General features: G+C 64.1%; 26 protein-coding genes. 18 read left to right on the top strand and 8 right to left on the bottom strand.

All coding sequences use genetic code 11. The annotated features are described in order from the left end of the window. The first annotated feature begins 2 nt into the window (after positions 1-2). The 5 genes from ACK4HL_RS13500 (at position 3) to ACK4HL_RS13480 (ending at position 4565) form a co-directional block, all read left to right on the top strand. A complete protein-coding gene (locus ACK4HL_RS13500) occupies positions 3-1061 on the top strand; it encodes a PotD/PotF family extracellular solute-binding protein (RefSeq protein ID WP_409761159.1) in 1059 nt (352 codons plus the stop codon). Position 1062: 1 nt separating this feature from the next. Beyond that, the gene (locus tag ACK4HL_RS13495; RefSeq protein WP_409761157.1) at positions 1063-1923 is read left to right on the top strand and encodes an ABC transporter permease; all 861 of its coding nucleotides are present in this window, start codon (positions 1063-1065) and stop codon (positions 1921-1923) included. Then, positions 1920-2711 (top strand): ABC transporter permease, encoded by a 792-nt coding sequence (locus ACK4HL_RS13490; protein ID WP_409761155.1) that lies wholly within the window; start codon positions 1920-1922, stop codon positions 2709-2711. The genes ACK4HL_RS13495 and ACK4HL_RS13490 overlap by 4 nt, the downstream gene beginning before the upstream one ends. Then, complete coding sequence (locus tag ACK4HL_RS13485; protein ID WP_409761153.1) at positions 2711-3766, top strand: ABC transporter ATP-binding protein; 1056 nt, start codon at positions 2711-2713, stop codon at positions 3764-3766. The genes ACK4HL_RS13490 and ACK4HL_RS13485 overlap by 1 nt, the downstream gene beginning before the upstream one ends. Positions 3767-3869: 103 nt before the next feature. Beyond that, positions 3870-4565, top strand: coding sequence for a Crp/Fnr family transcriptional regulator (locus ACK4HL_RS13480; RefSeq protein WP_409761151.1), 696 nt, complete (start codon positions 3870-3872; stop codon positions 4563-4565). Between the two features lie 4 nt (positions 4566-4569). Here ACK4HL_RS13480 and ACK4HL_RS13475 read toward each other — a convergent pair whose 3' ends face one another. Next, a complete protein-coding gene (locus tag ACK4HL_RS13475; protein ID WP_409761149.1) occupies positions 4570-4785 on the bottom strand; it encodes a DUF1858 domain-containing protein in 216 nt (71 codons plus the stop codon). 192 nt (positions 4786-4977) lie between these two features. Between ACK4HL_RS13475 and ACK4HL_RS13470 the strand changes: the two genes are divergently transcribed. The 6 genes from ACK4HL_RS13470 to ACK4HL_RS13445 are packed head-to-tail and all read left to right on the top strand — an operon-like array spanning position 4978 to position 10487. Next, complete coding sequence (locus ACK4HL_RS13470) at positions 4978-5457, top strand: hemerythrin domain-containing protein (RefSeq protein ID WP_409761147.1); 480 nt, start codon at positions 4978-4980, stop codon at positions 5455-5457. A gap of 12 nt (positions 5458-5469) precedes the next feature. Further along, complete coding sequence (locus ACK4HL_RS13465) at positions 5470-6435, top strand: polysaccharide pyruvyl transferase family protein (protein ID WP_409761145.1); 966 nt, start codon at positions 5470-5472, stop codon at positions 6433-6435. A 5-nt stretch (positions 6436-6440) separates the two neighbouring features. After that, entirely contained in the window at positions 6441-7013 is a 573-nt protein-coding gene (locus ACK4HL_RS13460) for a glycosyltransferase family 29 protein (RefSeq protein WP_409761143.1), read from the top strand. Continuing rightward, entirely contained in the window at positions 7013-8767 is a 1755-nt protein-coding gene (locus ACK4HL_RS13455; RefSeq protein ID WP_409761141.1) for an ABC transporter ATP-binding protein, read from the top strand. The genes ACK4HL_RS13460 and ACK4HL_RS13455 overlap by 1 nt, the downstream gene beginning before the upstream one ends. Continuing rightward, a complete protein-coding gene (locus tag ACK4HL_RS13450) occupies positions 8748-9278 on the top strand; it encodes a hemerythrin domain-containing protein (RefSeq protein ID WP_409761139.1) in 531 nt (176 codons plus the stop codon). The genes ACK4HL_RS13455 and ACK4HL_RS13450 overlap by 20 nt, the downstream gene beginning before the upstream one ends. 18 nt (positions 9279-9296) lie before the next feature. Beyond that, positions 9297-10487, top strand: coding sequence for an NnrS family protein (locus ACK4HL_RS13445; protein WP_409761137.1), 1191 nt, complete (start codon positions 9297-9299; stop codon positions 10485-10487). Here ACK4HL_RS13445 and ACK4HL_RS13440 read toward each other — a convergent pair. The 7 genes from ACK4HL_RS13440 to ACK4HL_RS13410 form a co-directional block, all read right to left on the bottom strand. Continuing rightward, positions 10484-10759 carry a cupin domain-containing protein gene (locus ACK4HL_RS13440; protein WP_409761201.1) on the bottom strand — a complete coding sequence of 92 codons (276 nt, stop codon included), beginning with the start codon at positions 10757-10759 and terminating at the stop codon, positions 10484-10486. The genes ACK4HL_RS13445 and ACK4HL_RS13440 overlap by 4 nt on opposite strands. A 93-nt stretch (positions 10760-10852) precedes the next feature. Beyond that, a complete protein-coding gene (locus ACK4HL_RS13435) occupies positions 10853-11218 on the bottom strand; it encodes a cupin domain-containing protein (RefSeq protein ID WP_409761135.1) in 366 nt (121 codons plus the stop codon). Further along, positions 11218-12699, bottom strand: coding sequence for a glycosyltransferase (locus tag ACK4HL_RS13430; RefSeq protein WP_409761133.1), 1482 nt, complete (start codon positions 12697-12699; stop codon positions 11218-11220). Before ACK4HL_RS13430 ends, ACK4HL_RS13435 begins: the two co-directional genes overlap by 1 nt. A gap of 42 nt (positions 12700-12741) precedes the next feature. Continuing rightward, complete coding sequence (locus tag ACK4HL_RS13425) at positions 12742-13512, bottom strand: ABC transporter permease (protein WP_409761131.1); 771 nt, start codon at positions 13510-13512, stop codon at positions 12742-12744. Further along, a complete protein-coding gene (locus tag ACK4HL_RS13420; RefSeq protein WP_409761129.1) occupies positions 13499-14356 on the bottom strand; it encodes an ABC transporter permease in 858 nt (285 codons plus the stop codon). The genes ACK4HL_RS13425 and ACK4HL_RS13420 overlap by 14 nt, the downstream gene beginning before the upstream one ends. A 63-nt stretch (positions 14357-14419) precedes the next feature. Next, a complete protein-coding gene (locus tag ACK4HL_RS13415; protein WP_409761127.1) occupies positions 14420-15469 on the bottom strand; it encodes a spermidine/putrescine ABC transporter substrate-binding protein in 1050 nt (349 codons plus the stop codon). Between the two features lie 75 nt (positions 15470-15544). Beyond that, positions 15545-16243 (bottom strand): cyclic nucleotide-binding domain-containing protein, encoded by a 699-nt coding sequence (locus ACK4HL_RS13410; RefSeq protein ID WP_409761125.1) that lies wholly within the window; start codon positions 16241-16243, stop codon positions 15545-15547. A gap of 239 nt (positions 16244-16482) precedes the next feature. Here ACK4HL_RS13410 and ACK4HL_RS13405 point away from each other — a divergent pair, with 239 nt between their 5' ends. From ACK4HL_RS13405 to ACK4HL_RS13375, 7 genes are read left to right on the top strand one after another with little or no spacing between them, the layout of a single operon-like run. Next, positions 16483-17856, top strand: coding sequence for an MFS transporter (locus tag ACK4HL_RS13405; protein ID WP_409761123.1), 1374 nt, complete (start codon positions 16483-16485; stop codon positions 17854-17856). 25 nt (positions 17857-17881) lie between these two features. Continuing rightward, positions 17882-19216 (top strand): MFS transporter, encoded by a 1335-nt coding sequence (locus tag ACK4HL_RS13400; RefSeq protein ID WP_409761121.1) that lies wholly within the window; start codon positions 17882-17884, stop codon positions 19214-19216. A gap of 21 nt (positions 19217-19237) precedes the next feature. Beyond that, the gene (locus tag ACK4HL_RS13395; RefSeq protein WP_409761119.1) at positions 19238-22978 is read left to right on the top strand and encodes a nitrate reductase subunit alpha; all 3741 of its coding nucleotides are present in this window, start codon (positions 19238-19240) and stop codon (positions 22976-22978) included. Next, positions 22975-24501, top strand: a complete 1527-nt coding sequence (gene narH, locus ACK4HL_RS13390; RefSeq protein WP_409761117.1) for a nitrate reductase subunit beta — start codon at positions 22975-22977, stop codon at positions 24499-24501. The genes ACK4HL_RS13395 and narH overlap by 4 nt, the downstream gene beginning before the upstream one ends. Continuing rightward, positions 24501-25250, top strand: coding sequence for a nitrate reductase molybdenum cofactor assembly chaperone (narJ, locus tag ACK4HL_RS13385; RefSeq protein WP_409761115.1), 750 nt, complete (start codon positions 24501-24503; stop codon positions 25248-25250). Before narH ends, narJ begins: the two co-directional genes overlap by 1 nt. 12 nt (positions 25251-25262) lie before the next feature. Further along, complete coding sequence (narI, locus tag ACK4HL_RS13380) at positions 25263-25976, top strand: respiratory nitrate reductase subunit gamma (protein WP_409761113.1); 714 nt, start codon at positions 25263-25265, stop codon at positions 25974-25976. Then, entirely contained in the window at positions 25957-26994 is a 1038-nt protein-coding gene (locus tag ACK4HL_RS13375; protein WP_409761111.1) for a peptidylprolyl isomerase, read from the top strand. Before narI ends, ACK4HL_RS13375 begins: the two co-directional genes overlap by 20 nt. The last annotated feature ends 5 nt before the right edge of the window (positions 26995-26999 follow it).

Below are 26999 nucleotides of genomic sequence, written 5' to 3'. Positions count from 1 at the left end.
GAATGATGACGATCAACAGGCGCATCCTGCTGGGCGCCATGAGTGCCGCGGCCTTCGCCGCCACGGCGGGCTTCGCCCATGCCGCAGGCGAGATCCGCGTGCTCAACTGGCAGGGCTACGGCACGGACGAGGCCTTCGCCGTCGAGGCGTTCGAGAAGAAGACCGGCGTCAAGGTCGTGCATGACTATTTCACCTCGGAGCAGGAAATGCTGACGAAGCTCCGCACCAATCCCGGCGCCTATGACGTGGTTCTGGTCAATTCCGCATATACCGGCCAGGCCAAGGACGAGGGGCTGATCACCAAGATCGACACCTCCGACATGCCCAACGTCAAGGACCTGGCTCCGAACATGGGCCAGAACCCGGACCTCGTGCCGAACGGCGAGGTCTATGGCGTGGCCTGGACCTGGGGCGCCACCGGGCTTGCCGTCAACACCGGAGAGGTGAAGCCGCTCCCGACCTCGCTCAACGTGCTCTGGGATCCGCAGTATGCCGGCAAGGTCTCGATCCGCGACGACGGTGTCGAGGCCGTGCAATTCGCCGCCATGGCCCTCGGTCAGGACATGAACGACGTCAAGGATCTCGACGCGGTGAAGGCGAAGCTCCAGCAGCTCATGCCGCAGATCAAGACTTTCTGGTCCTCCGAGAATGACTGGAACCAGTTCTTTTCGGCGGGCGACTTCACCGTCTCGACCTTCTGGTCGGGAGGTGCGGGCCGCTCGGCATCGAAGGGCCTGCCCGTGGCCTTCATCGTGCCGGATGAGGGTGCAGTGGGCTGGCTCGACAGCCTCGCCATCCCGACGGCCTCGAAGAACCAGGAGGCCGCCCGTGCCTTCATAAACTGGATGATCGATCCCGAATTCTACGTCCAGTGGGCGGCCAAGGGTGCGCCCAGCTCCGCCAACTCCAAGGCAAATGCGGCGCTGCCTGACACCGACTTCAACAAGAAGACCTTCGCGGACCCGGCGGTGGTGGCGCGCGTGCAGTTCATGAAGCCGCTCGCCGACGACAAGCGCAAGGCCTATACCGAGCTCTGGCAGGACGTGAAGACGGCCCAGTAGCTTGGCCGCGGTCATTTCCCGCAACGACGGCTGGCGCGCGGGGTCTCTCCTCGCGCCGGCCTATCTCTGGCTGACGGTGGCGGTTTTCCTGCCGTTGTCGGCCATGCTGTTCTTCAGTTTCCTCTCGGCCGCGCCCTTCACCAATGCCGAGTGGCACGTCACGCTTGCCAATTACGCGGAATTCTTCGAGCGCTCGATCTATCCAGATCTGCTCGGCCATTCGCTCCTGCTTGCCGCCGTGGTGACGCTCATCTGCGTGCTGATCGGCTACCCTTGCGCCTATGTTCTGGCGCGCCAGATCAGGGGCCGGGCGCGCGAGGCGCTGTTCCTGCTGATCATCCTGCCATTCTGGAGCAACAGCCTCGTCCGCATCTTCTCCTGGGCCATCGTGCTGCGCGGCAACGGCATCATCGACCACACGCTCGAGGCCATCCTGCCGATCGACGTGTCGATCAATCTCATGTTCAGCTACACCGCGGTGGTGGTCGGGCTCGTCCATTCCTATCTGCCCTACGTCATCCTCACCTGCTACCTGGCGCTCCAGGCAATCGACGAGAGCATTCTCGAGGCCGCGCGCTCGCTGGGAGCACCCTTCCGCACGATTCTGTTCCGTCTGCTGTTGCCTCTGTCCCTGCCGGGCCTTGCCGCGGGCGCGGTTCTGATCTTCGTTCCCGTGGCCGGTTCCTTCATGGAGCCGCGCATCCTCGGCGGCAAGCACGGCACATTCTACGGCACGCTGATCGAGGACCAGTTCGTCGCCGTGTTCAACTGGCCGCTCGGTGCGGCGCTCTCCTTCATCCTGCTCGCCGTGGTGCTGGTGATCCTCGGTCTGTCGAGCCCGGTTCTCAGGAGGGCGGCGTGAGGCGGCCCGGCGCTGCGGCGCATGCCTTCGGCCGGGCCTATGTCTGGCTCGTGCTGTTCTTTCTCTACGCGCCCATCCTGGTGATGGCGCTGATGTCCTTCAACGCATCCGAATTCTACGCCTTTCCGCTGAGCTTCACGCTCGACTGGTACCGCAAGCTTGCGGCAAATGCGGAAATTGTCGCCTCGTCGTGGCGCAGCCTGTGGATCGCGCTCGCCACCACGCTGATCGCGACGGCCCTCGGCACCGCCGCGGCGATCGCCCTGTTCCGCTACGAGTTTCCCGGCAAGCGGCTGCTGCAGGCGCTGCTCTTTCCGCCCATCGCCATTCCCTGGCTCATCATCGGCACCGCCATGCTGATCTTCTTTTTCTGGGTAGGAATCGGCAGGGGCACGCCCGCGGTGATCCTCGGCCATGTGGCTCTGGCGTTGCCCTATGTCATCGTCGTCGTCGCCGCCAGGCTCCAGACCTTCGACCGGCAGCTCGAGGAGGCGGCGCGCTCGCTCGGCGCCAGCCAGTGGCAGGTGACACGCCACGTCACCCTGCCATGGATCGCGTCGGGCGTGGTGGCGGGGGCGCTCTTCTCCTTCGCGGTCTCCTTCGACCAGTTCGTCGTCTCTTATTTCCTTGCGAAACCGGGTGACGCCACGCTGCCCGTGGTGATCTACACGGCGATCCGCAAGGGATTCACGCCCGAGATCAACGCCATCTCGACGATCATCATTGCCGTATCCATGGCCGTCATGCTGGCGGCTTCGCGCTATTTCAAATTCGGTGGGGAGCGGTAATGGCCGAGGTCAAGGTCCGCAACGTGTCGCTTGCCTATGGCGCGACCAAGGCGCTGGACGACGTGTCGCTCGATTTCCCCGACGGCGAGCTCTTCGGCCTTCTCGGGCCTTCGGGCAGCGGCAAGACCACGCTGCTCCGCGTCATTGCCGGTTTCGTCTACCCGGATTCGGGCAGCGTCACCATCGGCGGCGAGCCGGTCGAGCGCGTGCCGGTCGAGAAACGCGAGATCGGCATGATGTTCCAGTCCTATGCGCTCTTCCCCAACATGACGGTTGCGGACAACATCGGCTTCGGCCTCAAGGTGCGGCGCGTGGCGTCACAAGAATTGAAGCGGAGGGTCGGCGAGGCCCTCGACCTCGTGCAGCTTCAGGGACTGGGCGGCAGGAAACCCCATGAACTCTCGGGCGGGCAGCGCCAGCGCGTCGCCCTGGCGCGCGCCATCGTGACGCGGCCGCGCGTCCTTCTCCTCGACGAGCCGCTCTCCGCACTCGACAAGGCGCTCCGCGTCGAGATGCAGGTAGAGCTGAAACGCATCCAGCGCGAGGTGGGCATCACCACGGTGTTCGTCACTCACGACCAGGAGGAGGCCCTCACGCTGAGCGACCGGATCGGCATACTCCGAGCCGGCGCCCTCGTTCAGGCAGGATCGCCCCGCGATCTCTACCACCGGCCAAGCGACCGCTTCACGGCATCCTTCCTGGGAGAGGTGAATTTCTTCGAAGGAAAGCCCGAGCGGGAGGGGCTGAGGCTCGCCGGCGGCGCATTGCTGCCGTGGCCCATGGTCCCGGGAGAGCATGCGAAGCCGATCCTGGGGGTGCGGCCTGAGGAGATGACGATTTCCGTGGTCCAGCCGGAGAAGAGTTCCGATCTCTGCATCCTGCGGGGCGAGATGGCTGAACCGGTGTTCTCGGGTCCCACCGCGATGTGCCGTGTCAGGGTCGAAGGCCTGCTCTGCAAGGTGCTGGTGAAGAACTCCGAACTCGCCGCCATCCCGAGCTCCGGTCCCGTCTGGGTTTCCTGGCGCATCGCGCGTTCAATGCCGCTGGCGCCCTAGATTTTGGTTGCGCCCAACCACGGCTGAACACCGGACGTTGAACGTCCGATTGGACATTGCGGCGACCGGCCGCTGGGCTATACCTCCCGGCCTGGAGGTTCCGGTGCCCGCCCTCGACCGCATGCTGATCGCCCATCTCCCGCTTTTCGAAGGTCTCTCGCCGCGCGAGCAGGAGGACGTTCTGCGCGATGCCCAATCAGTGCGTTATCCGAAGGGTGCGGACGTGTTCCAGCAGGACCAGCCTGCGCAATCCTTTTATCTGCTCCTCAATGGCCATCTTCGCGTCTACCGCTTGACGCCCGACGGCCAGCAGGTGGTGGTCCGCTACGTTTCGCCCGGCGAGCTGTTCGGAGTAGCCATGGCGCTCGGACGTTCGAGCTATCCCGCGACGGCCAGTGCCGTTGTCGACAGCGTCGCCCTCGTCTGGCCCAGCGCCATCTGGCCGCGGCTCTCGGCGAGCTATCCCTCGCTCGTCGCAAATACGCTGCGCACGGTTGGCGGGAGGCTGCAGGATGCGCACACGCGCGTCGTCGAGATGTCGACCGAGCAGGTTGAGCGCCGCATCGCCCACGCACTCCTGAGGCTGGCACAACAGTCGGGCCGCAAGGTGGAAGCCGGAATTCTCATCGATTTCCCGATCTCCCGCCAGGATGTGGCGGAGATGACGGGTGCGACCCTCCACACCGTGAGCCGCGTGCTCAGCGCCTGGGAAGAGAGGGGGCTGGTCGAAAGCGGCCGCCAGAAGATCACGCTCACAGACCCGCACCGCCTGTTCCAGCTGGCCGAGGGCTCATCCTGAACGCTCAGGACGCGGCGGCAACGTCCTCCTCCGCAAGGGTGCGCAATTCTCTCAGGAACGCCTCGGCTTCCACGCCATGCTCGAGGCAGGCATCCTCCACCGTGTGAAAGCAGGCGATGGGGCAGCCGGGGCAACCCATGCGGCGGACGAGGAACAGCCGGATCGTCGCCGGGTGCTGGCGCATGACGTCGTCCACGAGTGAGGTGTATTCGATTGTCATCAAATGATCCGCGCCATCCTGAAGCGAGACTAGCGCATCACGCACCGCCGTCTCTTTGTCGCGGCGCAACTCCCCGGATCGGTGAAAACGCTTTCTCCCGCCGCGCCCCGATGTGAACTTGATCCAGCACAAAGACCCTGGAGTCGTCTCTTCCTATCAAGGCGCAGACGCTTGAGAGGCAGCAACCCCGCCATGACCGCGATTCTCCGCCCTTCCACCCCCGCCGGGGACCTGATCGCTCACATTCTAGAACGTTTTCACGCCACTCACCGGCGCGAACTTCCGGAACTCGTGGCACTCGCCCGGGAGGTGGAGCAGCGCCACGCCGATCATCCTGCCGCACCGCATGGCTTGGGTGACGCGCTGGCGCTCCTGCAGATCGACCTCGAAGCGCATATGCGCAAGGAGGAGACGGAACTGTTTCCGGCCCTGCTCGACGGCAGGAGGCAAGGTCTCGCCGCGACGGCCGGCGCAGTGCGCCACGATCACGATTTTCAGGACGAAAGCCTGGCCCTGATCCGCGAGCTCGCTCACTATTTTCACTTGCCCGCCGATGCCTGTGTGTCATGGCGGGAACTCTATGCCGGCATCTCCAAGCTCATCGGGGATCTCGACGAGCACATGCGCCTCGAAAATCATGAAATTCTTGCGGAGCTGGCTGCGGCAGCCTGAGGCGTGCAATCCATGTCTTGCCGCAGTGCCTTCCTCGTCAACGATACCGGCGTGTCCGGCCATCCCGGATGCGTGACGGTGATGTCCGTCATCCGCGACAATCTCGAGATGCGCGGGCTCTCAATCGCCGGGCGCTGGCCATTGGGCGTCGAGCCGCAGATGGGCCTGACCCTCAGCCCGTCGCTGCGCGGCGCCGGCGTGGTCATCGTCAACGGGGAGGGGACGATTCACAACACCGCCGCGCGCCCCGGCGCACGCCGCCTGCTGCAGACCATCAAGCAGGTGCGGGCCGTCACGCGCGCTCCGATCTTCCTCGTCAACGCCACCATCGAGAACCTGCGACCGCGCGATTTCGGCGTCCTGAAGCTCTGCGACCGCGTCTTCCTGCGCGATTCGAACTCCTTGGGCTATGCCACGGAGCATGGCCTCGAGGCTTCGATGGCGCCCGATCTGTGCTTCAACGCCAGCCGGAGGCCGCGCGCCGGCGAAGAGCGCCTGGTGGTGACGGACAGCACGCTGGCGGAGACGACCGAGGCGCTCCGTCGGTGGGGCCGCAGTGTCCGCGCCCGCTACCGCCCCATGCAGCTCTCGCGCCTTCGCTCGATGCTGCACTGGGCCGTCACGCCAGGACAGCACGAGAAGGCAGCGGCCCGCTACCTTTCCGGCATCTCGGCCGCTGCCGGGGTGGTGACCGGGCGTTTCCACGCGGTAGTCTTCGCGCTCGTCTGCGAGACGCCGTTCCTGGCGCTCGGCTCCAATACCTCGAAGGTCGAGTCTCTGCTTGGGGATGTTCTGGGCGGGCACCAGCGGCTCATCGGCCCGCACCAGCTGAGGGATTCCGGCCTCGCCGTGCCGGAATTCACACCCGAGGAGCGCCGCAGGATACGTGCCTATCGGGCGGCCGCGGCCCTGAGCGCCCAGAGCATGTTCGACCATATCGCCCAGGCGGCGGTGCTCGGCAGGGCAGGGCGGCCATGAAGCCGATGAGCCTCAGGTCCAGGCTCTCGGGAAGCACGGTGGCGCTCGTCGGCAACGCGCGGAGCCTCGCCGCTTCAAGTCTCGGAGCTGAAATAGACCGCTGCAGCCTGGTGATCCGGTTGAACGCCGCCCCGCAGGCGGCAGCACAGAGCCATGGGCAGGCGACCCACTGGCTGGGCGTCAGCAGCTTCGTTGCCGCGAGGCGCCTTGGCGAACTGAAGCCGGAGATGCTCCTGTGGATGACCCCCGAGCGGCGGTGGCGCGCCGCGGCGGCTTACGGCTGGCGTCTGCCGATGCTGTTCTACCCCCAAGACTGGTGGCGGAGCCTCGCCGCGGAACTCGGCGGCGCGCGTCCCACGACGGGCCTCATGATGATCGATCTGCTGCGCCGCCTCGGTGGCTTCGCGGAGCTGCGCCTGTTCGGCTTCGACTTCTTCCAGTCGGGCTCGCTCAGCGCCCGCGGACTCGCCGCGCCGCCGCCGCATGATTTCGACCGCGAAAGAGAGCATGTGCTGGGCCTCGCCGCGTCCGACCCGCGCATCCGCCTCGTCGGGCCCGCTCCTGCGGAGGCGGCGTGATGCTGCATCTTCCCCGCATCTTCCTCGCCCGGCGCGAGGCGGCTTCCGCCCTGGTGCTGCTGTGCCTGCTTCTCGCCGGCATCGCCGAGGCGGCAAGCCTCGGCTCGCTCCTGCCTGCGCTTTCCATCATCGCCAGCGGCGATGCGGCGGGGGGCTCCGCAGTCGGCACGCATGTGCGTGCCGGGATTTCCGCCCTCGGCATCGCGCCCATTCTCGGGAACATGATTCTCCTCGCCGTGGGGCTGATGGCGGTAAAGGCGATCCTCGGTTTCGCCGCCCTCTCCTATGCCGGCGTGCTTGCCGCGCGGGTCTCGATCTCGCTCCGCCGCAGGCTCATCGCCTCCTTTTTCGATGCGCGCTGGGATTTTCTGGCCAACCAGAAGGGAGGCCACCTCGCCAATGCACTCGGCAACGATGCGGCGCGGGCGGGGGATGCCTATCTCGTCTCGGCGCAGGTCGCCGCCTATGCCATTCAGGCCGCGGCCTACGTGGCGCTCAACTTCCTGATCAACTGGCGGGTCGCGCTGTTCGGCCTCACCGGGGGGCTGCTGGTGATCCTGGCGCTCGGCCGCCTCGTTGAGATCGGCCGCCGCGCCGGCTACCGCCAGACGGACAGCACTGCCGAACTCGCCACCCTTACCGCTGACGCCATGGCCGGGCTGAAGCCCATCAAGTCCATGTGGCGGCACCATGCCATCCAGGCGCGCATCGCCCGCGCCCTGAAGGGCGTTCACCGCTCGCTGGTGGCGCGCGAGGTCTCGAAGGCGGGCCTCACCCAGGGAAGCGACCTGCTCGTCGCGATGCTGGTGGGGCTCGGCCTCTGGCTCGGACACGCCGTGGCGGGGCTGCCCCTGGCCGAGCTCATCGTCAGCGGCATCGGCTTTTTCCAGATCCTCTCCATCACCTCCCGGCTGCAGCGCTTCCTGCAGCAGGCGGTGCAGCTCGAGAGCGCCTTCGTGCGCACCGACGCACTGATCCGGGAGGCAGAGTCTGCGCGCGAGATCAACGAAGGCCACCTGCCGCCGCCCGTGCCCTGCGGCTGCCGCTTCGCGGCCGTCACCTTCCGGCGCGGCGAAAGCCTCGTCCTTGACGGGCTCGATCTCGAGATGCCGGAGGGCCAGATCACCGTGCTGCAAGGCCATTCCGGTTCCGGCAAGACGACGATCGTCGATCTGCTGCTGGGCCTTCATGCGCCGGACAGCGGAACGATCCTGCTCGGCAGCGTGCCGCTCTCCAAAGTCGATCTGTGGGCATGGCGCCGCAAGATCGGCTATGTACCCCAGGAGCTCACGCTGTTTCACGCCAGCATCCGCGACAACGTCACGCTGCTCGACCCGCACATCAGCGAAGAGGAAGTGTGGGAGGCGCTGGAGCTTGCGGGTGCGGCCCCCTTCGTCAGGCAGATGCCGCACGGCCTCGAGACCGGCGTCGGCGAAATGGGATCGCGTCTCTCAGGCGGCGAGCGCCAGCGCGTCTCCCTGGCTAGGGCTCTCGTGACGAGGCCAGCCCTTCTCATCCTTGACGAGGTGACGAGCGCGCTCGATCCCGTCACCGAGGCGCAGGTGCTCGCCAACATCAGGTCACTGAGGGGCCGCTACACCATCCTCACCATCTCGCACCGCCCGGCCTGGTCTCTGGTGGCCGACCGTGTTTACGACATCCGTGGCGGCAAGGCGGTGCCGGCCCCGCTTCCCGCCGCCGACATTCACGCCCTGTCCCAGAAAGGAGAACGCGATGAACCTGCCCTCGCCTGACGCCTTACGCGCCCCGTCCCCGGATACCATGGATGTCGAGAGCCTTCTCGACCACATCCTGGCCGCCTATCACCAGAAGCACCGGGCGGAACTTCCCGATCTCGTGGCGCTCGCCCGCAAGGTGGAGCGGGTGCACCATGACGTTCCTGAGGCACCGCTCGGCCTCGGCGATGCGCTCGAGCACGTCGCCGCCGATCTCGAAAGCCACATGCAGAAGGAGGAGCAGGTGCTGTTCCCAGCCATGCGCCAGGGCCTCGGCGGCGCACTCGCGCAGCCGATCTCCATGATGCGGAGCGATCATGAGGACCACGCGCAGTGCATTGCCGAAATCGAGCGGCTCACCCGGGGCTATGCCGTTCCGGCAGGGGCTTGCGGTTCCTGGCAGCGCCTTTACGCCGGGGTGGAAAGCCTCTGTGCCGAACTCCGCGAGCACATTCGCATTGAAGACGATATCCTGTTCCCACGTTTCGAAATCCTCGGCCATACGCGCTGCACCTGCGCGCATGGCTGAGAGCTGAAGGACGCAATCATGTCGAGTTCCGCCGAACAGATCCGCAACTGGAACGGACCGGCCATACTTGGCTACGGCTTCCGCCCCTTCTTCCTTGGCGCTGCGGTGTTCGCAGGAGTCGCCATGGCCGTCTGGATCGGGGCCCTCGCCGGATTGTGGATCATTCCCTCCGCCTTCGGTCCGATCGAGTGGCACGCCCATGAGTTTCTATGGGGCTACCTCTCGGCCGTCGTTGCGGGCTTCATGCTGACGGCGGTTCCCAACTGGACGGGCCGGCTCCCCATCGTGGGTCACCCGCTTGCCTTGCTGTGGAGCAGCTGGGCACTGGGTCGTATTGCCGTCTTCTTCTCGGCGGGCTTGCCACCGCTGCTGCTCGCAGGGCTCGACCTGCTCTTCCTGGCGCTTCTCATCTCCATGCTGGGCCGCGAGATCGTGGCGGGGCGCAATTGGCGCAATCTCAAGGTGCTGGCGATGGTCGGCACGCTGCTCACGGGCAATGCCGTGTTTCACCTCGAGAACCTGTCGGGAGAGGCGCTCTCCCAAGGTTACGGCATAAGGCTCGGCATTGGCAGCGCAATCCTGCTCATCGCGGTGATCGGAGGTCGCATCATCCCGAGCTTCACCAGGAACTGGCTGGCCCGCCGCGCTCCCGGCCGACTCCCGGAAGGCTTCAGCACCTTCGACAAGGCGGCGATCGGGCTCACCGCGGCCGCGCTCCTGCTCTGGGTCGCGAGGCCAGGCAGCGCGCTCGCCGGCATCCTCCTCCTCGCGGCCGGCGCCGCCAATCTTCTGCGGCTGGCCCGCTGGGCAGGCTGGCGCAGCCTCTCCGAACCCCTCGTGAGCATCCTGCACGCGGCCTATCTCTTCGTGCCCCTGGGCTTTCTGCTGGTGGGAAGCGCAGCACTCTGGCCCGAACAGGTGCCGCCCTCCGCCGCCATTCATGCCTGGACGGCGGGCGCCATCCTGCTGATGACGCTCGCCGTAATGACGCGGGCGAGCCTCGGCCACAGCGGCATGCCCTTGACCGCGGACAGGCGCATCACAGCCATCTACGTGCTGGCACTCGTTGCGGCGCTGAGCCGGATCGCCGCGGGCCTCGCTCCGGGGGCTTCATGGCTGCTCGAGGTCGCGGGGCTGGGCTGGATTCTCGCTTTCCTGGTCTTCGTCGCCGTCTATGCGCCGCTCTTTCTGAAGCCCAGGAGGGCCTAGCGGATCATGTAGACCTTGCGGATCGTCTCGTGCACCCGGCAGGTGCCCTTCCAGTCCCGTGGGAAGAAGGCCACCGTGCCGGGCACGATCTCGATCACCTCGCCGGACTCATGCGTATAGGTGCAGCGCCCGAGCAGGAAGTGGCAGAACTCGTCGCGCGTCACGTGGCAGTTCCAGAAGCCCGGCGTACAGATCCAGATGCCGCTTTCGCTCTCGCCGTTCGGTCCTTTGTGCAGCACGATGCCGCTCGTGTGCGACTGGCCCTCGATCATGGTGGGGATCACGCCCCAATCCTTGAACGGGCCGGAATAGCTCTCGGGCGCCACCAGGTGTGGGGCGGATGTATCCAGTTTCAGGGTCATGTCTCAGCTCAGCATGTAGACGTTGCGCATGGTTTCGTGAACGGTGCAGGTGCCCTTCCAGCCTGCCGGGAACAGCACCACCGTGCCCGGCACGATCTTGATCTCTTCGCCCGATTCGTGCCGGTAGGTGGCGCTTCCGGAAACGAAATGGCAGAGCTCGTCGCGCGGGATCTCGAGCGGCCATTCTCCCGGTGTGCATTGCCAGAGCCCCACCTCCGGCGCGCCGCCTGCCCCCTTGTGCAGCAGCACGCCGTCGTTCTTCGAATTGCCGGAGATGGGGTTCGGCTGATGGCCCCAGTCCTTCAAGGGCCCGGCGTAATGCGCCGGGTCCCGAAGGTGCGGGGCGGAAGAGTCGAGCTTCGCCTCCATCAGGCGATCTTCCGGCGCGTCAGCGCGTCGATCACCTTCGCGGCCTTGGTCGGGCCGTGCTCGGCACGCATCTGCTGCGAGGTCTTCTTCAGTCTCTCCTTCATCTTCTTGTCGGTGAGCATGGTCATGATCTTCTGCTGCAATTCCTCCTCCGTCCAGTCATAGCGATCGAGCTTGAAGCCATGGCCGGTTTCCTGGACGCGCGTGGCATTGTCGTGGCCATCCCACACATACGGCATGATGATCGCGGGCTTGCCGAAATAGAGGCACTCGGTGAAGGAGTTGTTGCCGCCGTGATGGATCACGCCGTCCACCTTGGGGATCACCGAAGGCTGCGGGAACCAGCTGTCGATGATCACATTGGGCGGGATGTCGGAGTACTGGTCCTTGTAGTCGCCGACATTGACCAGCGCCCGCACCGGCATCTTGCCCAGCGCCGCGATCAGCCGCTTCAGGAGGTCGACGTCACCCGATCCCAACGATCCGAAGCTCACATAGAGGAGCGGCTTGTCGTTGTTGGCCTGGAACTGCGGCACCTCATAGGGCTTGTCCTTGCGCACGCATCCCTCGAGATACTGGAACTGCCTTGCGGGCAACTTGTGACGGCGCTTGAACTTCACCGCACTCGGATAGAGCAGGATGTTCATGTGCGGGCTCGCCTCGAAGAACTGGCCCAGCGGATACTTCTTCTCGCCCACCGAGGCGAGGAAGCGGTTGAACTCCTCGTGGATCGGCTTGATCACTTCCTTGAAGCGCTTGCGGTAGGCGGAATGCGCCTTCTTGTCCGTGGCGCCCGCACCTGAGAGATGGGGAGGGATGTCCGGGTCCTCGATCTCGTTCTCGGAGCAGGAGATGACGCGCACCCATGGTTTTCCGTGCGTCTTGGCATAGCGCTTGATCGCGGGGAACAGGATCACGTTGTCGACGCAGACGACGTCCGGCTTCACCCGCTCGAGAATGCCGGGCAGGTCCTTCTCGGCCCATTTTGCCGTCTCGACGATCATGCTCCAGCAGTCCTTCACGTAGTTGCCGATCTGCTCGAAGGGCGTCTTGCGGAAGTTCGGTATGTGGCCGTTGATGAAATCGACCCAGAACTTCGCCATCTGCTCGGGCGGCAGCGGCTCCGAGAGGTTCACGGGGTGCGCCTCGAAACCGTAACCCTTGTAGACGTCGAGAAAGCCGGGGTCGGAGAGAAACACCACCTTGTGCCCGAGCTTCTTCAGTGCCTGGCCGATGCCCACCGAATTGAGCGCCGGCCCGAAGGCCGCTTCCGGAAACAGGGCGATCACCTTCTTTGCCGAGGCCTTCGCCTTGGGCTTCGCGGTGGTACGGCTCCGCGCCGCCGCCTTGCGGGAAAGCCCCAGTTTCCTCGGCGCGGGCGTTTTCTTCTTTGCCGGCGCCTTCTTTGCGGGGCCTGCCTTCTTCCTCGCGGCGGGTTTTTTCCTCGCCCCGCCAGCCTTCTTCACTGCTTTCCTTGCCATGGTGTGTTACTCCCTCGTGCCGTTTCGACGTTCAAAAAAGGATCAGGCCCCCGGAATGCGTCCGCTGTTCAGCCGCTGGGCGGCGAGGACCAGGATGAAGCTCACGCCGAGGACGATGCTCGCCATGGCGTTGATCTCGGGCGTCACGCCGAAGCGGATCATCGCATAGATCTGCATCGGCAGAGTGGTGGAGGACTGGCCCGCACCTGCCGTGAAATAGGCAATGATGAACTCGTCGATCGAGAGCGTGAAGGCCAGCAGTGCCGCCGCCACGACGGAGGGGCCGATCAGCGGCAGCGTGATGCGGAGGAAGGTCGCGATGGCGCCCGCCCCGAGATCGCGCGAGGCTTCGTCGAGTGACCAGTCGTAGGACTTGAGGCGCGCGCGCACCACGGCGCACACGAAAGCGATGTTGAACACCACATGCGCCACGACGATCGAGTGCAGGCCGAGCGTGAATTTCGTCAGCGTGAAGAAGGAGAGCAGTGCTATGGCGAGCACGATATCCGGAATGATCATCGGCGCGAAGAGCAGCGCCTCGCGGGACGCGGAAGGCCTCGCCCGCTCCACACCCAGCGCCAGCAGTGTGCCCAATGCGGTCGAGATCGCCGTCGCCCAGAACGCGACGACGAGCGAGTTCCAGGCAGCGCCCATGATCTTGGGGTTGGCGGCGAGTTCGCCATACCATGAGAAGGTGAAGCCGCCCCATGCGGTGGGCAGGCCGGAGCGGTTGAAGGACAGCACCATCAGGATCGCGATGGGCAGATAAAGGAAGCCGTAGACGGCGCCGAGCCAGGCATTAAGCGCGCGCATGTTCGCCCCTTGCCCGCAGCGACGCCACGGCCTGCGCGAAGAGAAGTCCCATCATGAGCACAATAAGCAGGGCCGAGAGGGCCGCGCCGAAGGGCCAGTCCCGGGCCGAGAGGAACTGGTCGTAGATGAGGTTGCCCACCATCTGAAACTTGCCGCCGCCGAGGAGGTCCGGGGTCACGAAATTGCCGATCGACAGCACAAAGACGAAGACCGCCCCCGCAGCAACCCCGGGTGCCGTCAGGGGCAGGGTGATGCGCAGGAACGTCTCGACAGGCCCGGCGCCGAGGTCACGCGAAGCCTCGGCATAGGAGGGATCGAGCCGCTGCAATGCGGAGTAGATCGCCAGGATCACAAAGGGCGTATAGCTGTAGACGAGGCCGAGTACCACGGCGGCCTTGGTGTAGAGAAGGGGCAGCGGCTCGCTCCGAAGCCCCGAGCCCAGCAGCAGGACGTTGATGAGCCCGGCAGGATTGAGAAGCACGATCCACGCATAGGTGCGGATCAGGTAGTTCGTCCAGAACGGCAGGATCGCGAGGAACAAGAGTGCGGTCTGCCGCTCGGGCGGCGACTTGGCGATGGCATAGGCGGCCGGATAGCCGATCAGCAGGGCGAACAGCGTTGCCGCCCCTGCCACGGCCGCGCTGTCCAGGAATACCGAGAGATAGAGCGGATCGAAAACGCGGCGGATGTTCTCGAACGTCGGCGCTTCCCAGTCGACGCCGCCATAGATGCCGCGCTCGAAGAAGATCAGCACGAAGACGAGCAGGCACGGCACGACCATGAGCAGCCCGAGCCAGAGGAGCCCGGGTGCCATCAGGAGCCAGGAGGTGTGCTGCGGCCTCATCGGTGGGGGAGTGCTCTCCCGGCGGGGCCGGGAGAGCGGGAAGGGAGGTTCACCTGGCCGCCTTCACTTAGCTGCCATGATTTCGGAGACGGTCTTCGAGAAGGCCTTCATGCCATTGCCCAGATCGCGCAGCTGCTCGTATTTGAGAAGTTCGGCCGGCGGAATTGCCATGTTGGGATATTGCGTGAGCATGGCCTTGTCGATCGCCTCCATGCCGGCCTTGTTGGGTGTCTTGTACATGATGTTCTCGACCACCCATTTTCCGTTCTCGGCATTGAGCACGAAGTCGATGAACTTGTGCGCGGCTTCCGGGTTCTTCGAAGCCTTGGTGATGACGATGGCATCGACCCACAGGTCCGAGCCTTCCTTCGGGATCACGTATTTGATCTCGGGCTTCTCGGCGATGCCGTAGTTGCACCAGCCATCCCAGGCGTGGACGAGCGAGGCCTCGCCCGATACGAGCTTGGAATAGAAGGTTGTATCGTCATAGGCCAGAAGCTGGCGCTTCGTCTCGATCAGCTGATCGCGAACCTTGTCGAGATCGGCCTGCTCCGTGGTGTTGACCGACATGCCGTTGGCAAGGAAGCCCGCCGCCATCAGCCAACGGTCCGTCGAGAGCATGGTGACCTTGCCCTTGAGATCGTCCGAAGGCTTCAGGAGGTCGTTCCAGCTTGCGGGTTCCGTCTTGACGACGTCCGAACGGTAGCAGAGCCCTGTCGTGCCCCACGTATAGGGGATCGAGAACGCGTTGCCCGGATCGTGCTTGAGCTGCGTGGCCTCCGGGTAGAGATTCGCGAGGTTGGGGATCTTCGCGTGGTCGATCGGCGCCACGAGTCCGAGGTTGTTGAGCGCCTCGGCGAACGGCGAGGAGACGAAGAGCACGTCGTAGCCTTCCCCGCCGGACGCCGTCACCTTGCCCATGATCTCTTCATTCGTGGCATGCACTGCGATCTCGAGATCGATCCCCGTCGCGGCCTTGAACTTTTCGGCCATGTCCTTCGGCATGTAGCCGTCCCAGTTGGAGATCACGAGCTTGTCGGCGAGTGCTGTCCCCGAGCCGGAAGCGAACAGCAATGCGCCAACGGCAAGTGCGAGCAGACTCTTGAACTTCATGGTGTTTCCTCCCTTGTCGTGTTCTGTTTGGCGCGGAGATTAGGTCAAATCGCCGTCTTGGTCGAGGCCCCGTTCCTAGAACTCGGGATCGTCGATGATGGGCGAAGGCTTTGCGAAATTCGTGAGCAGCGCCAGGTCGTTCACGACGACCGACTTGCCCGACACCGTGACGCCGTAGGGCACCAGCGCCGCGAAGTTGCGCGAGAGTACCTCCGGGGTGACGCCAAGCTTGGCGGCGAGGGTTTTCTTGTCGAAGGGAAAGGTGAAGGTCGCCGGCGCCGCATCCTTGCCCACCTGGCGCAGGATCCAGTTCGCCAGACGCTCGAGGCTCGAGCGGAGTTTCTGGTTGTTGATCTCCTTGACGAGAGAGCGGTAGCCCTCCGCCATTTCGCTTGCGATCCGCCGCGCGAAGTTCGGATCGAGCCCGAAGGCTGCCCTCACATTCGCCGCCGGGAGGAGGAGCAAACGGGCGGCTGAAAGCGAGCGGGCCGATTTGAGGTAGGGCTTGTCCAGAAAGACGGCCGCAAGGATGAAGCTTGCTCCTGGCCCCAGCACCGCGACCGTGGTCTCGCGGTCCCGGTAGCTGGAGAAGACCTCAACTTGCCCCTCCACCACCACATGAAGAAAGTCAGCCGTCTGGCCCTGGTGGATGAGTTCAACGTGGGCGGGAAAGCGCTGCAGATAGGCGCCGCGGATCAGCAGCCTGACCGTCGCTTCCGCCAGTCCCTCGAAGAACGGCAATTCCGATGCTGTCGCCTCGTCTTCGCTCCGCATGATTCTTTCCGATCCGCCTTGTTTCCCTCGTGCACTGTGCCGTGTCTTGATGTTTATCAATCTTTCCGAGGGGAGTTCAATGAATTCGTCCTGCCGGTTGGAGAAAGCGGCTTTGCCATCCGTCGAGGCGGAACTTGAATCGACCTGCCGAGAAGCGGACGTTGATTCACATCAAAGGGAATGCGGCCCCTCAGCCCCATTGATCTTGGAAAGGCCATTCCGATCCATGAGGGGCAAAGATGATGACGGAAGACACCGGGGAGCACGGAGCGCAATCGCGCGCGCTCTGGCTTTCGACACTTTCATTCACGGTCTGCTTCGCTGTCTGGACCATCTTCTCGATCATCGGTGTGCAGATCAAGAAGGACCTGGGGCTCTCCGACACGCAGTTCGGCCTCCTGGCCGGCACGCCGATCCTCACGGGTTCACTCATTCGCCTGGTGCTCGGCATCTGGGCCGATCAGTATGGCGGAAGGATCGTCAACGTCGCGGTGATGGTGACGGCGGCGATCGCCACCTGGCTTCTCACCTTCGCGTATGATTATCCGACATTCCTGCTCGCGGCACTGGGCGTCGGGGTGGCGGGCGGCTCCTTCGCGGTGGGCATCGCCTATGTCTCGAAGTGGTTTCCCAAGGAGAAGCAGGGAACGGCGCTGGGCATCTTCGGCGCCGGCAATGTCGGCGCGGCGGTGACCAAGTTCCTGGCCCCGATGGTGATGGTGCATTTCGGCTGGACCATGGTCGCCAATCTGTGGGCAGTCGGGCTCCTGGTGATGGCGGCCATCTTCTGGTTCATGACCTCGGACGACCCGGACCTCGCCGAGCGCCGCAAGTCAGGAAAGAAGCCCGAGCCGATGAGCGCCATGCTGAAGCCGCTCAGGAACCTGCAGGTCTGGCGCTTCTCACTCTATTACTTCTTCGTGTTCGGCGGCTTCGTGGCGCTCGCGCTGTGGCTGCCCCGCTACTATGTCGGCGTCTATGGCCTCGATATCGTGACAGCCGGTCTGCTGGGCGCGGCGTACTCCATTCCCGGTTCGCTGTTCCGCGTTCTCGGCGGCACGCTCTCGGACAAGCACGGCGCACGCAAGGTGATGTACTGGACCTTCATCGGGTCGCTTGTCTGCACATTCCTGCTCAGCTATCCCGCAACCCATTACATCGTGAGCGGCATCAAGGGCCCGATCGAGTTCACCTTTGCGCTTGGATTCGTTCCGTTCACGATCCTCACCTTCTGCCTCGGCTTCTTCATGAGCCTCGGCAAGGCGGCGGTCTACAAGCATATCCCTGTCTACTATCCAGGTCGCGTGGGTGCCGTGGGCGGCATCGTGGGGCTCATCGGGGGGCTCGGCGGCTTCATCCTGCCGATTGCCTTCGGCATTCTGAACGATGTCGTCGGTGTGTGGACCAGCTGCTTCATGCTTCTCTTCCTCATCGTCGCCGTCAGCCTCGCCTGGATGCACCTGGCGATCCGCGAAATGGAGAAGCAGGCTCATCCGGAACTCGCCCGTCCGCGCGACCTCCCGGAGCTCGAGGCGCTGAACCTCCCGAAGGCGAAGAGCCGCAAGGCTGCAAAGGTTCTGGGCGTTGCACCGGCAGGGCCGGGTGCGCGCTGACAATCGTTCACCAGGAGAAAGATCAATGTCCACTTCCACCACCTGGCTCAAGCAATGGACGCCCGAGGACGAGCTGTTCTGGAGCAAGACCGGGAAAGCCGTCGCGAACCGCACGCTCGTCATCACCACGGCCAATCTCACGCTTGCCTTCATCGTCTGGTTCGTGGTCTCCGCCCTGGTCGTGCGGCTGCCGCAGATCGGCTTTCAGCTGACGACGGGCCAGCTCTTCTGGCTCGCGGCCATGCCGGGGCTGGCTGGCGGCACGCTGCGCCTCGTTCATATGTTCCTCACGCCGATGTTCGGCACCCGAACCGTCGTGACCTTCTCCACCCTCTCGCTGCTCATCCCGGCGGTGGGTTGGTATTATGCGGTCCAGAATCCCGAGACGCCTTACTGGGTGCTGATGGTGCTCGCCTTCCTTGCCGGGCTCGGAGGCGGTAACTTCTCCTCCTTCATGCCCTCGACCAGCCTCTTCTTCCCGAAGCGTCTGCAGGGCACGGCCTTGGCGATTCAGGCGGGCATCGGAAACTTCGGTGTCTCCGTCGTTCAGTTCGTCACGCCCTGGATCATCGGTGTGGCGCTGGTGGGCGGCGGCCTCCTCGGCTCCTCCCAGACGCTGACCAAGGGCGGTGCCACGAGCCAAGTCTATCTCCAGAACGCGACCGCCATCTACATCCCATTCATCATCGTCTTCGGTGCGCTCGGCTGGCTCATGCTGCGCTCCGTTCCCATCAAGGCGAATTTTCGCGAGCAGTTCGATATCTTCGGTTCGCGCCACACCTGGTCCATGACCTCGCTCTACATCATGACCTTCGGCGCCTTCTCCGGCCTCTCGGCTACCTTCCCGCTGCTCATCAAGTCCTGTTACGGCGGGCTCGAGGGTGCGCCCGATCCGCTGACATACGCCTTCTATGGCCCGCTCGTGGGCTCGATCGCCCGGGTGCTTGCCGGACCATTGTCTGACAAGCTGGGCGGCGCGCGCGTCACGCAATGGGCCGGGCTTGGCATGCTGCTCTCGGCGATTGCGGTTCCGATGTTCACCACGCCCTCCGACATGTCGTCCTTCCCGTGGTTCGTGGCCGCCATGCTCGCGCTGTTCTTCTTCGCCGGCGTAGGCAATGCCTCGACATTCAAGCAGATGCCGATGATCTTCCCGCCCCGCCAGGCCGGCGGCGTGATCGGCTTTACCGCGGCGATCGCGGCATATGGGCCTCTGTTCTTCGGCATGATGTTCGCGCTCGCCATCGGCCGCTTCGGCACGCCCAACGCGGTCTTCTACTGGCTCGCGGTCTACATCGCCGCGAACGTCGTGATGAACTGGCGGATGTATGCCCGCCGCGGCGCCGCCACCCCCTGCTGATTTCAAGAACGGACAGGAACAATGTCTCTCTTTCTCGACCGACTGACCTTCTTCAAGCGTGACGTGCAGCCCTTCGCCAACGGCCACGGCATCACGACCACCGAGGACCGTTCCTGGGAGGACGGTTATCGCAAGCGCTGGCAACACGACAAGGTCGTGCGCTCCACCCACGGGGCGAACTGCACCGGCTCCTGCAGCTGGAAGATCTATGTGAAGGGCGGCATCGTCACCTGGGAAACCCAGCAGACGGATTACCCGCGTACGCGACCCGATCTCCCGAACCACGAGCCGCGTGGTTGTTCGCGCGGAGCGAGCTATAGCTGGTATCTCTATTCGGGGAACCGCGTGAAATATCCGCTGGTGCGCTCGAGGCTGCTCAAGCAGTGGCGCGAGGCGCGTGCAAGGCAGGCACCGGTGGCCGCTTGGGCCTCGATCGTGGAGAATCCCCACAAGCGCGACAGTTACGTGAAGGTCCGCGGCCACGGCGGGTTCGTTCGCGCCAGCTGGGACGAGGTGACGGAGATCATCGCTGCCGCGAACGCCTATACGGCAAGGCAATACGGGCCTGACCGCATTTTCGGCTTCTCGCCCATTCCTGCCATGTCAATGGTATCCTATGCCGCGGGATCGCGTTACCTCTCCCTCCTCGGCGGCGTGTGCATGTCCTTCTATGACTGGTACTGCGACCTGCCGCCGGCCTCGCCCCAGACCTGGGGCGAGCAGACGGACGTTCCCGAGTCAGCCGACTGGTACAATGCCGGCTTCATCATCCTGTGGGGTTCCAACGTTCCGCAGACGCGCACTCCGGATGCGCATTTCTACACCGAGGCGCGCTATCGCGGCATGAAGAGCGCAGTGATCTGCCCGGACTATTCCGAAGCATCGAAATTCGCCGATATCTGGCTTTCGGTGAAGCAGGGCACCGACGCCGCCCTTGCCATGGCCATGGGTCACGTGATCCTCAAGGAATATCACGTCGAGAGAAGCGTTCCCTATTTCGAGGATTACGTCCGGCAGTACACCGACATGCCGATGCTGGTCCGCCTCGAGAAGCAGGGCGGAAAGCTGGTGCCCGGGAGAATGCTGCGCGCCAGCGACTTCGCCGAGAATCTCGGCGAGGCCAACAATCCGGACTGGAAGACGGTGGCCTTTGACGAGGAGAGCGGCAAGGTCGTGGTGCCGACGGGCTCGATCGGCTTCCGCTGGGGCGAGCAGGGCAAATGGAACCTCGAGGAGCAGGAAAGTGGAGGCAGGCCGGTCCGGCTGCGTCTCTCGCTCGCCGAAGTCCGCGACGAGCTCGCCGATGTGTCCTTCCCCTATTACGGCAATATCGCGCATGATCACTTCGCATCGACCGACCATGCGAGTGTGCTCGAGCGCCGCATTCCCGTGAAGCGGTTGCAGACCACGGAGGGCGAATTCCTCGTCGCCTCCGTGCACGACCTGTTCGTCGCCAATTATGGCGTCGATTGCGGCTATGGCGGTGCCAACGTCGCAGCCTCCTTCGACGAGGATCTTCCCTACACCCCAGCCTGGGCAGAGAAGATCACCGGCGTCTCGCGCGACAAGATCATCCAGGTGGCCCGCGAGTTCGCCACCAACGCCGAGAAGACGAACGGCCGCTCGATGGTGATCATCGGCGCCGCCATGAACCACTGGTACCACGCCGACATGAACTATCGCGGCGTCATCAACATGCTTGTCATGTGCGGCTGCGTAGGGCAGTCGGGCGGAGGGTGGTCGCACTACGTCGGCCAGGAAAAGCTGAGGCCGCAGGCCGGCTGGGCGCCTCTTGCCTTCGCCCTGGATTGGGGCCGTCCGCCCCGCCAGCAGAATTCGACCTCGGCCTGGTATGCACATACCGACCAGTGGCGCTACGAGACGGTGGACGTGAAGGGCATCCTCTCGCCCCTCGCACAGGAGGGCGCATGGGATGGTGCCATCATCGACTACAACATCCGTGCCGAGCGGATGGGCTGGCTGCCTTCCGCCCCTCAGCTCAAGCAGAACCCCCTTACCATCGCGAAGGACGCAGCAGCAGCAGGCCTTGAGCCGAAGGACTACGTCGCCCAGGCGTTGAAGTCCGGCAAGCTCCAGATGTCCTGCGAGGACCCGGATCATCCGGACAACTGGCCACGCAACCTCTTCGTCTGGCGCTCCAACCTTCTGGGCTCTTCCGGCAAAGGCCACGAGTATTTTTTGAAGCACCTGCTCGGCACCACGCACGGCGTCATGGGCAAGGATCTCGGCGAACAGGGGCTGGCAAAGCCCAGGGAAGCGCGCTGGCACGACGAGGCGCCCCAGGGGAAGCTCGATCTCCTGGTGACGCTCGACTTTCGCATGTCCACGACCTGCGTCTATTCCGACATCGTGCTTCCCACAGCCACCTGGTACGAGAAGAACGACCTCAACACCTCGGACATGCATCCCTTCATCCACCCGCTCACCAGCGCTGTCGATCCGGTGTGGGAGGCGAGGAGCGACTGGGAAATCTACAAGGCGATTGCCAAGGCCTTCTCGCGCGTAGCACCCGAAGTGCTGGGTGTGGAGAAGGACGTCGTGCTCAATCCGATCATGCATGACAGCCCCAACGAGATTGCCCAGCCCAAGGACGTGAGGGACTGGAAGCGCGGCGAAGTGGAGCCCATTCCCGGCAAGACGATGCCGACTGTGACGGTTGTCGAGCGCGATTATCCCCGTGTCTACGAGCGCTTCACCGCATTGGGCCCCCTCATGGAAAGAGTCGGGAACGGCATCAAGGGCATGACCTGGAAGACGGAGCACGAAGTCGAGAACCTCAAGGCCCTGAACGGCGTTTGGGAGGAGGGTCCCGCCAAGGGCCTCGCCCGCATCGACACCGACATCGACGCGGCCGAGGTGGTGCTTATGATGGCGCCCGAGACCAATGGCGAAGTGGCCGTCCGCTCGTGGAAGGCCCTTTCGAAAACCACGGGGAGGGAGCACGCGCATCTCGCACTCCCGAAGGAAGACGAGAAGATCCGCTTCCGCGACGTGGTGGCACAGCCGCGCAAGATCATCTCGGCACCGACCTGGTCGGGCCTCGAAAGCGAGAAGGTCTGCTACAACGCGGGCTATACGAACGTGCACGAGTTGATCCCGTGGCGCACCCTCTCGGGCCGCCAGCAACTCTACCAGGATCACCCCTGGATGCGCGCCTTCGGCGAGGCTCTCTGCGCTTACCGCCCGCCGGTCGACCTGAAGACAGTCGCTCCCGTGAAAGGCAAGAAGCCCAACGGCAACCCGGAGATCGAACTCAACTTCATCACGCCGCATCAGAAATGGGGGATCCACTCGACCTATACCGACAATCTCCTGATGCTCACGCTTTCGCGCGGGGGGCCGATCGTCTGGCTGTCGGAGAAGGACGCAGCGAGAGCCGGCATCGTGGACAATGACTGGGTCGAGGCCTTCAACGCCAATGGCGCGCTGGTGGCGCGTGCCGTCGTCTCCCAGCGCATGAAGGAGGGAACGCTCTTCATGTATCACGCGCAGGAGAAGATCGTGAACGTGCCCGGCTCGGAAATGACCGGCAACCGCGGCGGCATTCACAATTCCGTCACCCGTGCCGTCCTGAAGCCCACGCACATGATCGGGGGCTATGCGCAGCTCGCCTACGGGTTCAACTACTATGGAACCATCGGCACGAACCGCGACGAATTCGTCGTCATACGCAAGCTCGCAAAGGTGGACTGGCTTGAACGCGGCCTTGGCGAAACCGGCAAGGAAGGAGTATCGGCATGAAGGTCCGCGCGCAAATTGCAATGGTGCTGAACCTCGATAAGTGCATCGGGTGTCACACCTGCTCCGTCACGTGCAAGAACGTGTGGACCAACCGGGAAGGCATGGAATATGCCTGGTTCAACAATGTCGAGACCAAACCGGGCATCGGTTACCCGAAGAACTGGGAAGACCAGGGAAGGTGGAACGGTGGGTGGAGGCGCAAGGCCAACGGCAAGATCGAGCCTCGCATGGGCTCGAAGTGGCGCATTCTCGCTTCTATATTCGCCAATCCGAACCTGCCTGAAATCGATGATTACTATGAGCCATTCACCTTCGACTACGAGCACCTGCAGAAAGCGCCGGAGCTTGAGGCATTCCCAACCGCGCGGCCGCGTTCGCTCATCACCGGCAAGCGCATGGAGAAGATCGAGTGGGGGCCGAACTGGGAGGAGATCCTCGGCGGCGAATTCGCCAAGCGTTCGGCAGACGTCAATTTCGAAGGCGTAGAGAAGGAGATCTACGGCCAGTTCGAGAACACCTTCATGATGTACCTGCCGCGCCTGTGCGAGCACTGCCTCAATCCGGCCTGCGCGGCTTCCTGCCCCTCGGGCGCCATCTACAAGCGCGAAGAGGATGGCATCGTCCTGATCGATCAGGACAAGTGCCGAGGATGGCGCATGTGCGTGACGGGCTGCCCCTACAAGAAGATCTACTTCAACTGGTCGAGCGGCAAGTCCGAGAAATGCATTTTCTGCTATCCGCGCATCGAGGCCGGCCAGCCCACCGTCTGCTCTGAAACCTGCGTTGGCCGCATCCGCTATCTCGGTGTCGTTCTCTACGATGCCGACCGCATCGAGGAGACGGCCAGCGTTCCACAGGAGGGCGACCTCTATGAAGCACAGCTGAAGCTGTTTCTCGATCCCAGTGACCCCGAGGTGATCGCACAGGCGCGTCTCGATGGGGTTCAGGAAAGCTGGCTCGATGCTGCGCGCAAGTCTCCAATCTGGAAAATGGCGATGGAATGGAAGATCGCCTTCCCCCTTCACCCCGAATACCGCACTCTGCCCATGGTCTGGTATGTGCCGCCGCTCTCGCCGATCCAGGCCGCTGCGGAGGCCGGTAAGATGGGAACCGATGGCGGCATGCCGGATGTCCGCTCACTGCGCATTCCGCTCAAGTACCTGGCCAACATGCTGACGGCAGGCGAGGAGGAGCCGGTGGCGAAAGCCCTTGAGCGGATGCTGGCGATGCGCGCCTACATGCGCGCCAAGACGGTGGACGGCGTCATTGACGAGAAAGTGGCGGCGCGCGCTGGCCTCAGGCCCTCGCAGATCGAGGAAATGTACCGGCTTATGGCAATTGCCAACTACGAGGATCGCTTCGTGATCCCGACCGCGCACCGCGAGGTGTCCGAGGATGCCTATGAGCTTCGTGGGCAGTGCGGCTTCTCCTTCGGCGACGGTTGCCTGCCGAGCGACGATCGCGTGAACCTGTTCGGCGGCATCAAGGTGAAGAACGACAAGCCGAAAGTGGGGTCCTACTGATGAAGACGCTCAAGGTTCTCTCAGCCATCCTCTCCTATCCCTCGGCCGAACTGGTGGAAGCGGCGGACGAGCTGAGAGAGGTGCTAGCTGCCGAGGCGGTGATCCCCACGGCAGAGCGCGAGGGCGTCCTCGGGCTCATCGACGAGATCGCCTCGGGCGATCTCTACGATCTGCAGGAAAGATACCTCCTTCTCTTCGACCGCACCCGCTCGCTCTCTCTCCACCTCTTCGAGCATGTCCACGGGGAGAGCCGTGACAGGGGCCAGGCCATGGTCGATCTCCTGAAACTTTACGAGGAGGCAGGCTATTCGCCGACCGCTTCGGAGCTTCCGGACTATCTGCCGCTCTTCCTTGAATTCTCTGCAACGCGGCCCGCCGCCGACGCACTTGATCTCGTCGGCCAGCCGGGGCACGTCTTCGCCGCACTGAAGGAGAGGCTCGAGAAGCGCAAGTCGTCCTATGCCGCGGTATTCGCAGCCCTGATCGCGCTCTCGAAGGCGAAGCTGGACGAGACAGCGCTAGCCGCCCTCAGGTCCGAGCCTGACCCCGAGCCCGATGACCTCGCCGCCCTCGATGCGGCCTGGGAGGAGGAAGAAGTAACCTTCGGCCCCGGTGCCGCTCAGGACTGCGGCAAGGAAGGCCTCGTGGCGAAGCTCCGCCATGCGCGTCGTCCCGCACCGGGAGTTGCCGCGCCCGCAGCACAAGGGCCGCGCGTTTCCATCACCACTTCACCCGCATCCCGCAACTAGGAGCCCCGCACCATGCGCGACACGCTCTTTCACATCCTCTTCGTCTGGTATCCCTATGTCTGCCTCTCGTCCTTCATCTTCGGCAGCCTCATCCGCTTCGACCGCGAGCAGTATACGTGGAAGGCGAGTTCCAGCCAGCTGCTGAGAAAGCGACAGCTTTTCTGGGGCTCCAACCTGTTCCACTTCGGCATCCTCTTTCTGTTGCTCGGCCACACGGTGGGCCTTCTCACGCCCACCTCGGTTTACACGCTCTTCATCACCGTGGAGCAGAAGCAGCTGATCGCCATCACGGCGGGCGGAATCGCCGGCGTCGTCTGTTTCGTGGGACTGACGCTCCTGCTGCATCGCCGGCTCTTCGACGATCGCATCCGCCAGACTTCGACCTACATGGATCTGGCGATCCTGATCATCCTCTGGGTGCAGCTTTCGCTGGGTCTTCTCACATTGCCGTTCTCCTTCGCCCACAGCGATGGCGAGGTCATGCTGAAGCTGTCGCACTGGGCGCAGGGCATTCTCACCGTGCAGCCGGTCGACGCCAAGACCCTGCAGGGCCTTGACTGGCCCTACCTCGTGCATCTGGTGCTTGGCATGACGATCTTCCTGCTCTTCCCCTATTCGCGACTTGTTCACATTTGGTCAGCACCCGTCTGGTACCTGGGCCGCAAGGGTTACCAGGTCGTCCGCCGCAGACCCATGGAGACCAGCTATGTCCGCAAGAGCCTTTGACGTTACCCCGGGAGTGATCTCCGTCAACGGAGTCGAGATCGCGCGAGATGATATCGCCCGCGAAGCCCAGCATCATCCCGGGGCTACACCGCTTGATACATGGCGCGAGGCGGCGCGTGCCCTCGTCATCCGCGAGCTTCTCCTGCAGGAGTCATATCGCCAGGGCTTGACACCGGAGCCTCAGAACGACGGGGAAGGCTGCCGTGAGTCCGATGAGGAGGCCCTGATCCGCCAGCTCATCGAGGCGCGGGTGGAAACACTCGAACCTGATGCGGAGGCCTGCCAGCGCTATTACGCGCAGAACCGCGGGCGCTTCCGCTCCGCCGATCTGTTCGAAGCGGCGCACATTCTGATCGCGGCGGAGCCCGGCAATGCCGCGGCGCGGAGCGCAGCCCATACGAAGGCCTCGGCGCTCATCGCGGAGTTGCGCGCAGCGCCCCGGCGCTTCGGCGAAGCCGCGGCGCTGCACTCGGCCTGCACGTCCGCTGCCCAAGGCGGCAATCTCGGCCAGATCGGACCGGGCCAGACAGTGCCGCAGTTCGAAAAGGCGCTGAAAACCATGGAGGAGGGCGCGATTTCCCTCGAGCCCGTCGAGACGCGCTACGGCTTCCACGTCATCAGGCTTGACCGGCGCATCCCGGGCCGCGAGCTTCCCTTCGAATCCGTTGCAGGGATGATCAGCGATTATCTCTCCGTCCGGGCCCGGCACGATGCGCTCTACAGCTATGTGCGCTGGCTCGCCGTGAATTCCCGCATCACTGGCATCGATCTCGAGACGGGGCGAATCGATCCCGCCGCCGTGTCCGGGGGCGAGAGGGGTGCGAAACAGGCGGCGATGCGCCGCTTCGCCAATGGCGCCAGTGCCGAGGACTGGACGAGCCTTGTGGGAACCGTGCAAAGAGCGGAAGATCCCGCACACGCACTCGAAAAGACTATGGCGGACTGGCGGCCGCCGGCACGGCCCGAAGGGCCATCCCCGCGCCCTCGCACACTCTTCACCTATGGTGGAAGCGGCTGAGAGGA

This window comes from Aestuariivirga sp. (assembly GCF_046294715.1).
GTDB lineage: Bacteria > Pseudomonadota > Alphaproteobacteria > Rhizobiales > Aestuariivirgaceae > Aestuariivirga.
This window is presented reverse-complemented; position numbering and strand designations above follow the sequence as displayed.

Coding starts and splice junctions, on each gene's coding strand:
- ACK4HL_RS13375 (WP_409761111.1), top strand. CDS start 25,957: ATGTCCGCAAGAGCCTTTGACGTTACCCCGGGAGTGATCTCCGTCAAC.
- ACK4HL_RS13435 (WP_409761135.1), bottom strand. CDS start 11,218: ATGGAGGCGAAGCTCGACTCTTCCGCCCCGCACCTTCGGGACCCGGCG.
- ACK4HL_RS13500 (WP_409761159.1), top strand. CDS start 3: ATGATGACGATCAACAGGCGCATCCTGCTGGGCGCCATGAGTGCCGCG.
- ACK4HL_RS13440 (WP_409761201.1), bottom strand. CDS start 10,759: ATGATCGAGGGCCAGTCGCACACGAGCGGCATCGTGCTGCACAAAGGA.
- ACK4HL_RS13470 (WP_409761147.1), top strand. CDS start 4,978: ATGACCGCGATTCTCCGCCCTTCCACCCCCGCCGGGGACCTGATCGCT.
- ACK4HL_RS13460 (WP_409761143.1), top strand. CDS start 6,441: ATGAGCCTCAGGTCCAGGCTCTCGGGAAGCACGGTGGCGCTCGTCGGC.
- ACK4HL_RS13445 (WP_409761137.1), top strand. CDS start 9,297: ATGTCGAGTTCCGCCGAACAGATCCGCAACTGGAACGGACCGGCCATA.
- ACK4HL_RS13415 (WP_409761127.1), bottom strand. CDS start 15,469: ATGAAGTTCAAGAGTCTGCTCGCACTTGCCGTTGGCGCATTGCTGTTC.
- ACK4HL_RS13485 (WP_409761153.1), top strand. CDS start 2,711: ATGGCCGAGGTCAAGGTCCGCAACGTGTCGCTTGCCTATGGCGCGACC.
- ACK4HL_RS13395 (WP_409761119.1), top strand. CDS start 19,238: ATGTCTCTCTTTCTCGACCGACTGACCTTCTTCAAGCGTGACGTGCAG.
- ACK4HL_RS13450 (WP_409761139.1), top strand. CDS start 8,748: ATGAACCTGCCCTCGCCTGACGCCTTACGCGCCCCGTCCCCGGATACC.
- ACK4HL_RS13410 (WP_409761125.1), bottom strand. CDS start 16,243: ATGCGGAGCGAAGACGAGGCGACAGCATCGGAATTGCCGTTCTTCGAG.
- narI (WP_409761113.1), top strand. CDS start 25,263: ATGCGCGACACGCTCTTTCACATCCTCTTCGTCTGGTATCCCTATGTC.
- ACK4HL_RS13465 (WP_409761145.1), top strand. CDS start 5,470: ATGTCTTGCCGCAGTGCCTTCCTCGTCAACGATACCGGCGTGTCCGGC.
- ACK4HL_RS13455 (WP_409761141.1), top strand. CDS start 7,013: ATGCTGCATCTTCCCCGCATCTTCCTCGCCCGGCGCGAGGCGGCTTCC.
- ACK4HL_RS13425 (WP_409761131.1), bottom strand. CDS start 13,512: ATGCGCGCGCTTAATGCCTGGCTCGGCGCCGTCTACGGCTTCCTTTAT.
- ACK4HL_RS13430 (WP_409761133.1), bottom strand. CDS start 12,699: ATGGCAAGGAAAGCAGTGAAGAAGGCTGGCGGGGCGAGGAAAAAACCC.
- narH (WP_409761117.1), top strand. CDS start 22,975: ATGAAGGTCCGCGCGCAAATTGCAATGGTGCTGAACCTCGATAAGTGC.
- ACK4HL_RS13420 (WP_409761129.1), bottom strand. CDS start 14,356: ATGAGGCCGCAGCACACCTCCTGGCTCCTGATGGCACCCGGGCTCCTC.
- ACK4HL_RS13405 (WP_409761123.1), top strand. CDS start 16,483: ATGATGACGGAAGACACCGGGGAGCACGGAGCGCAATCGCGCGCGCTC.
- ACK4HL_RS13475 (WP_409761149.1), bottom strand. CDS start 4,785: ATGACAATCGAATACACCTCACTCGTGGACGACGTCATGCGCCAGCAC.
- ACK4HL_RS13400 (WP_409761121.1), top strand. CDS start 17,882: ATGTCCACTTCCACCACCTGGCTCAAGCAATGGACGCCCGAGGACGAG.
- narJ (WP_409761115.1), top strand. CDS start 24,501: ATGAAGACGCTCAAGGTTCTCTCAGCCATCCTCTCCTATCCCTCGGCC.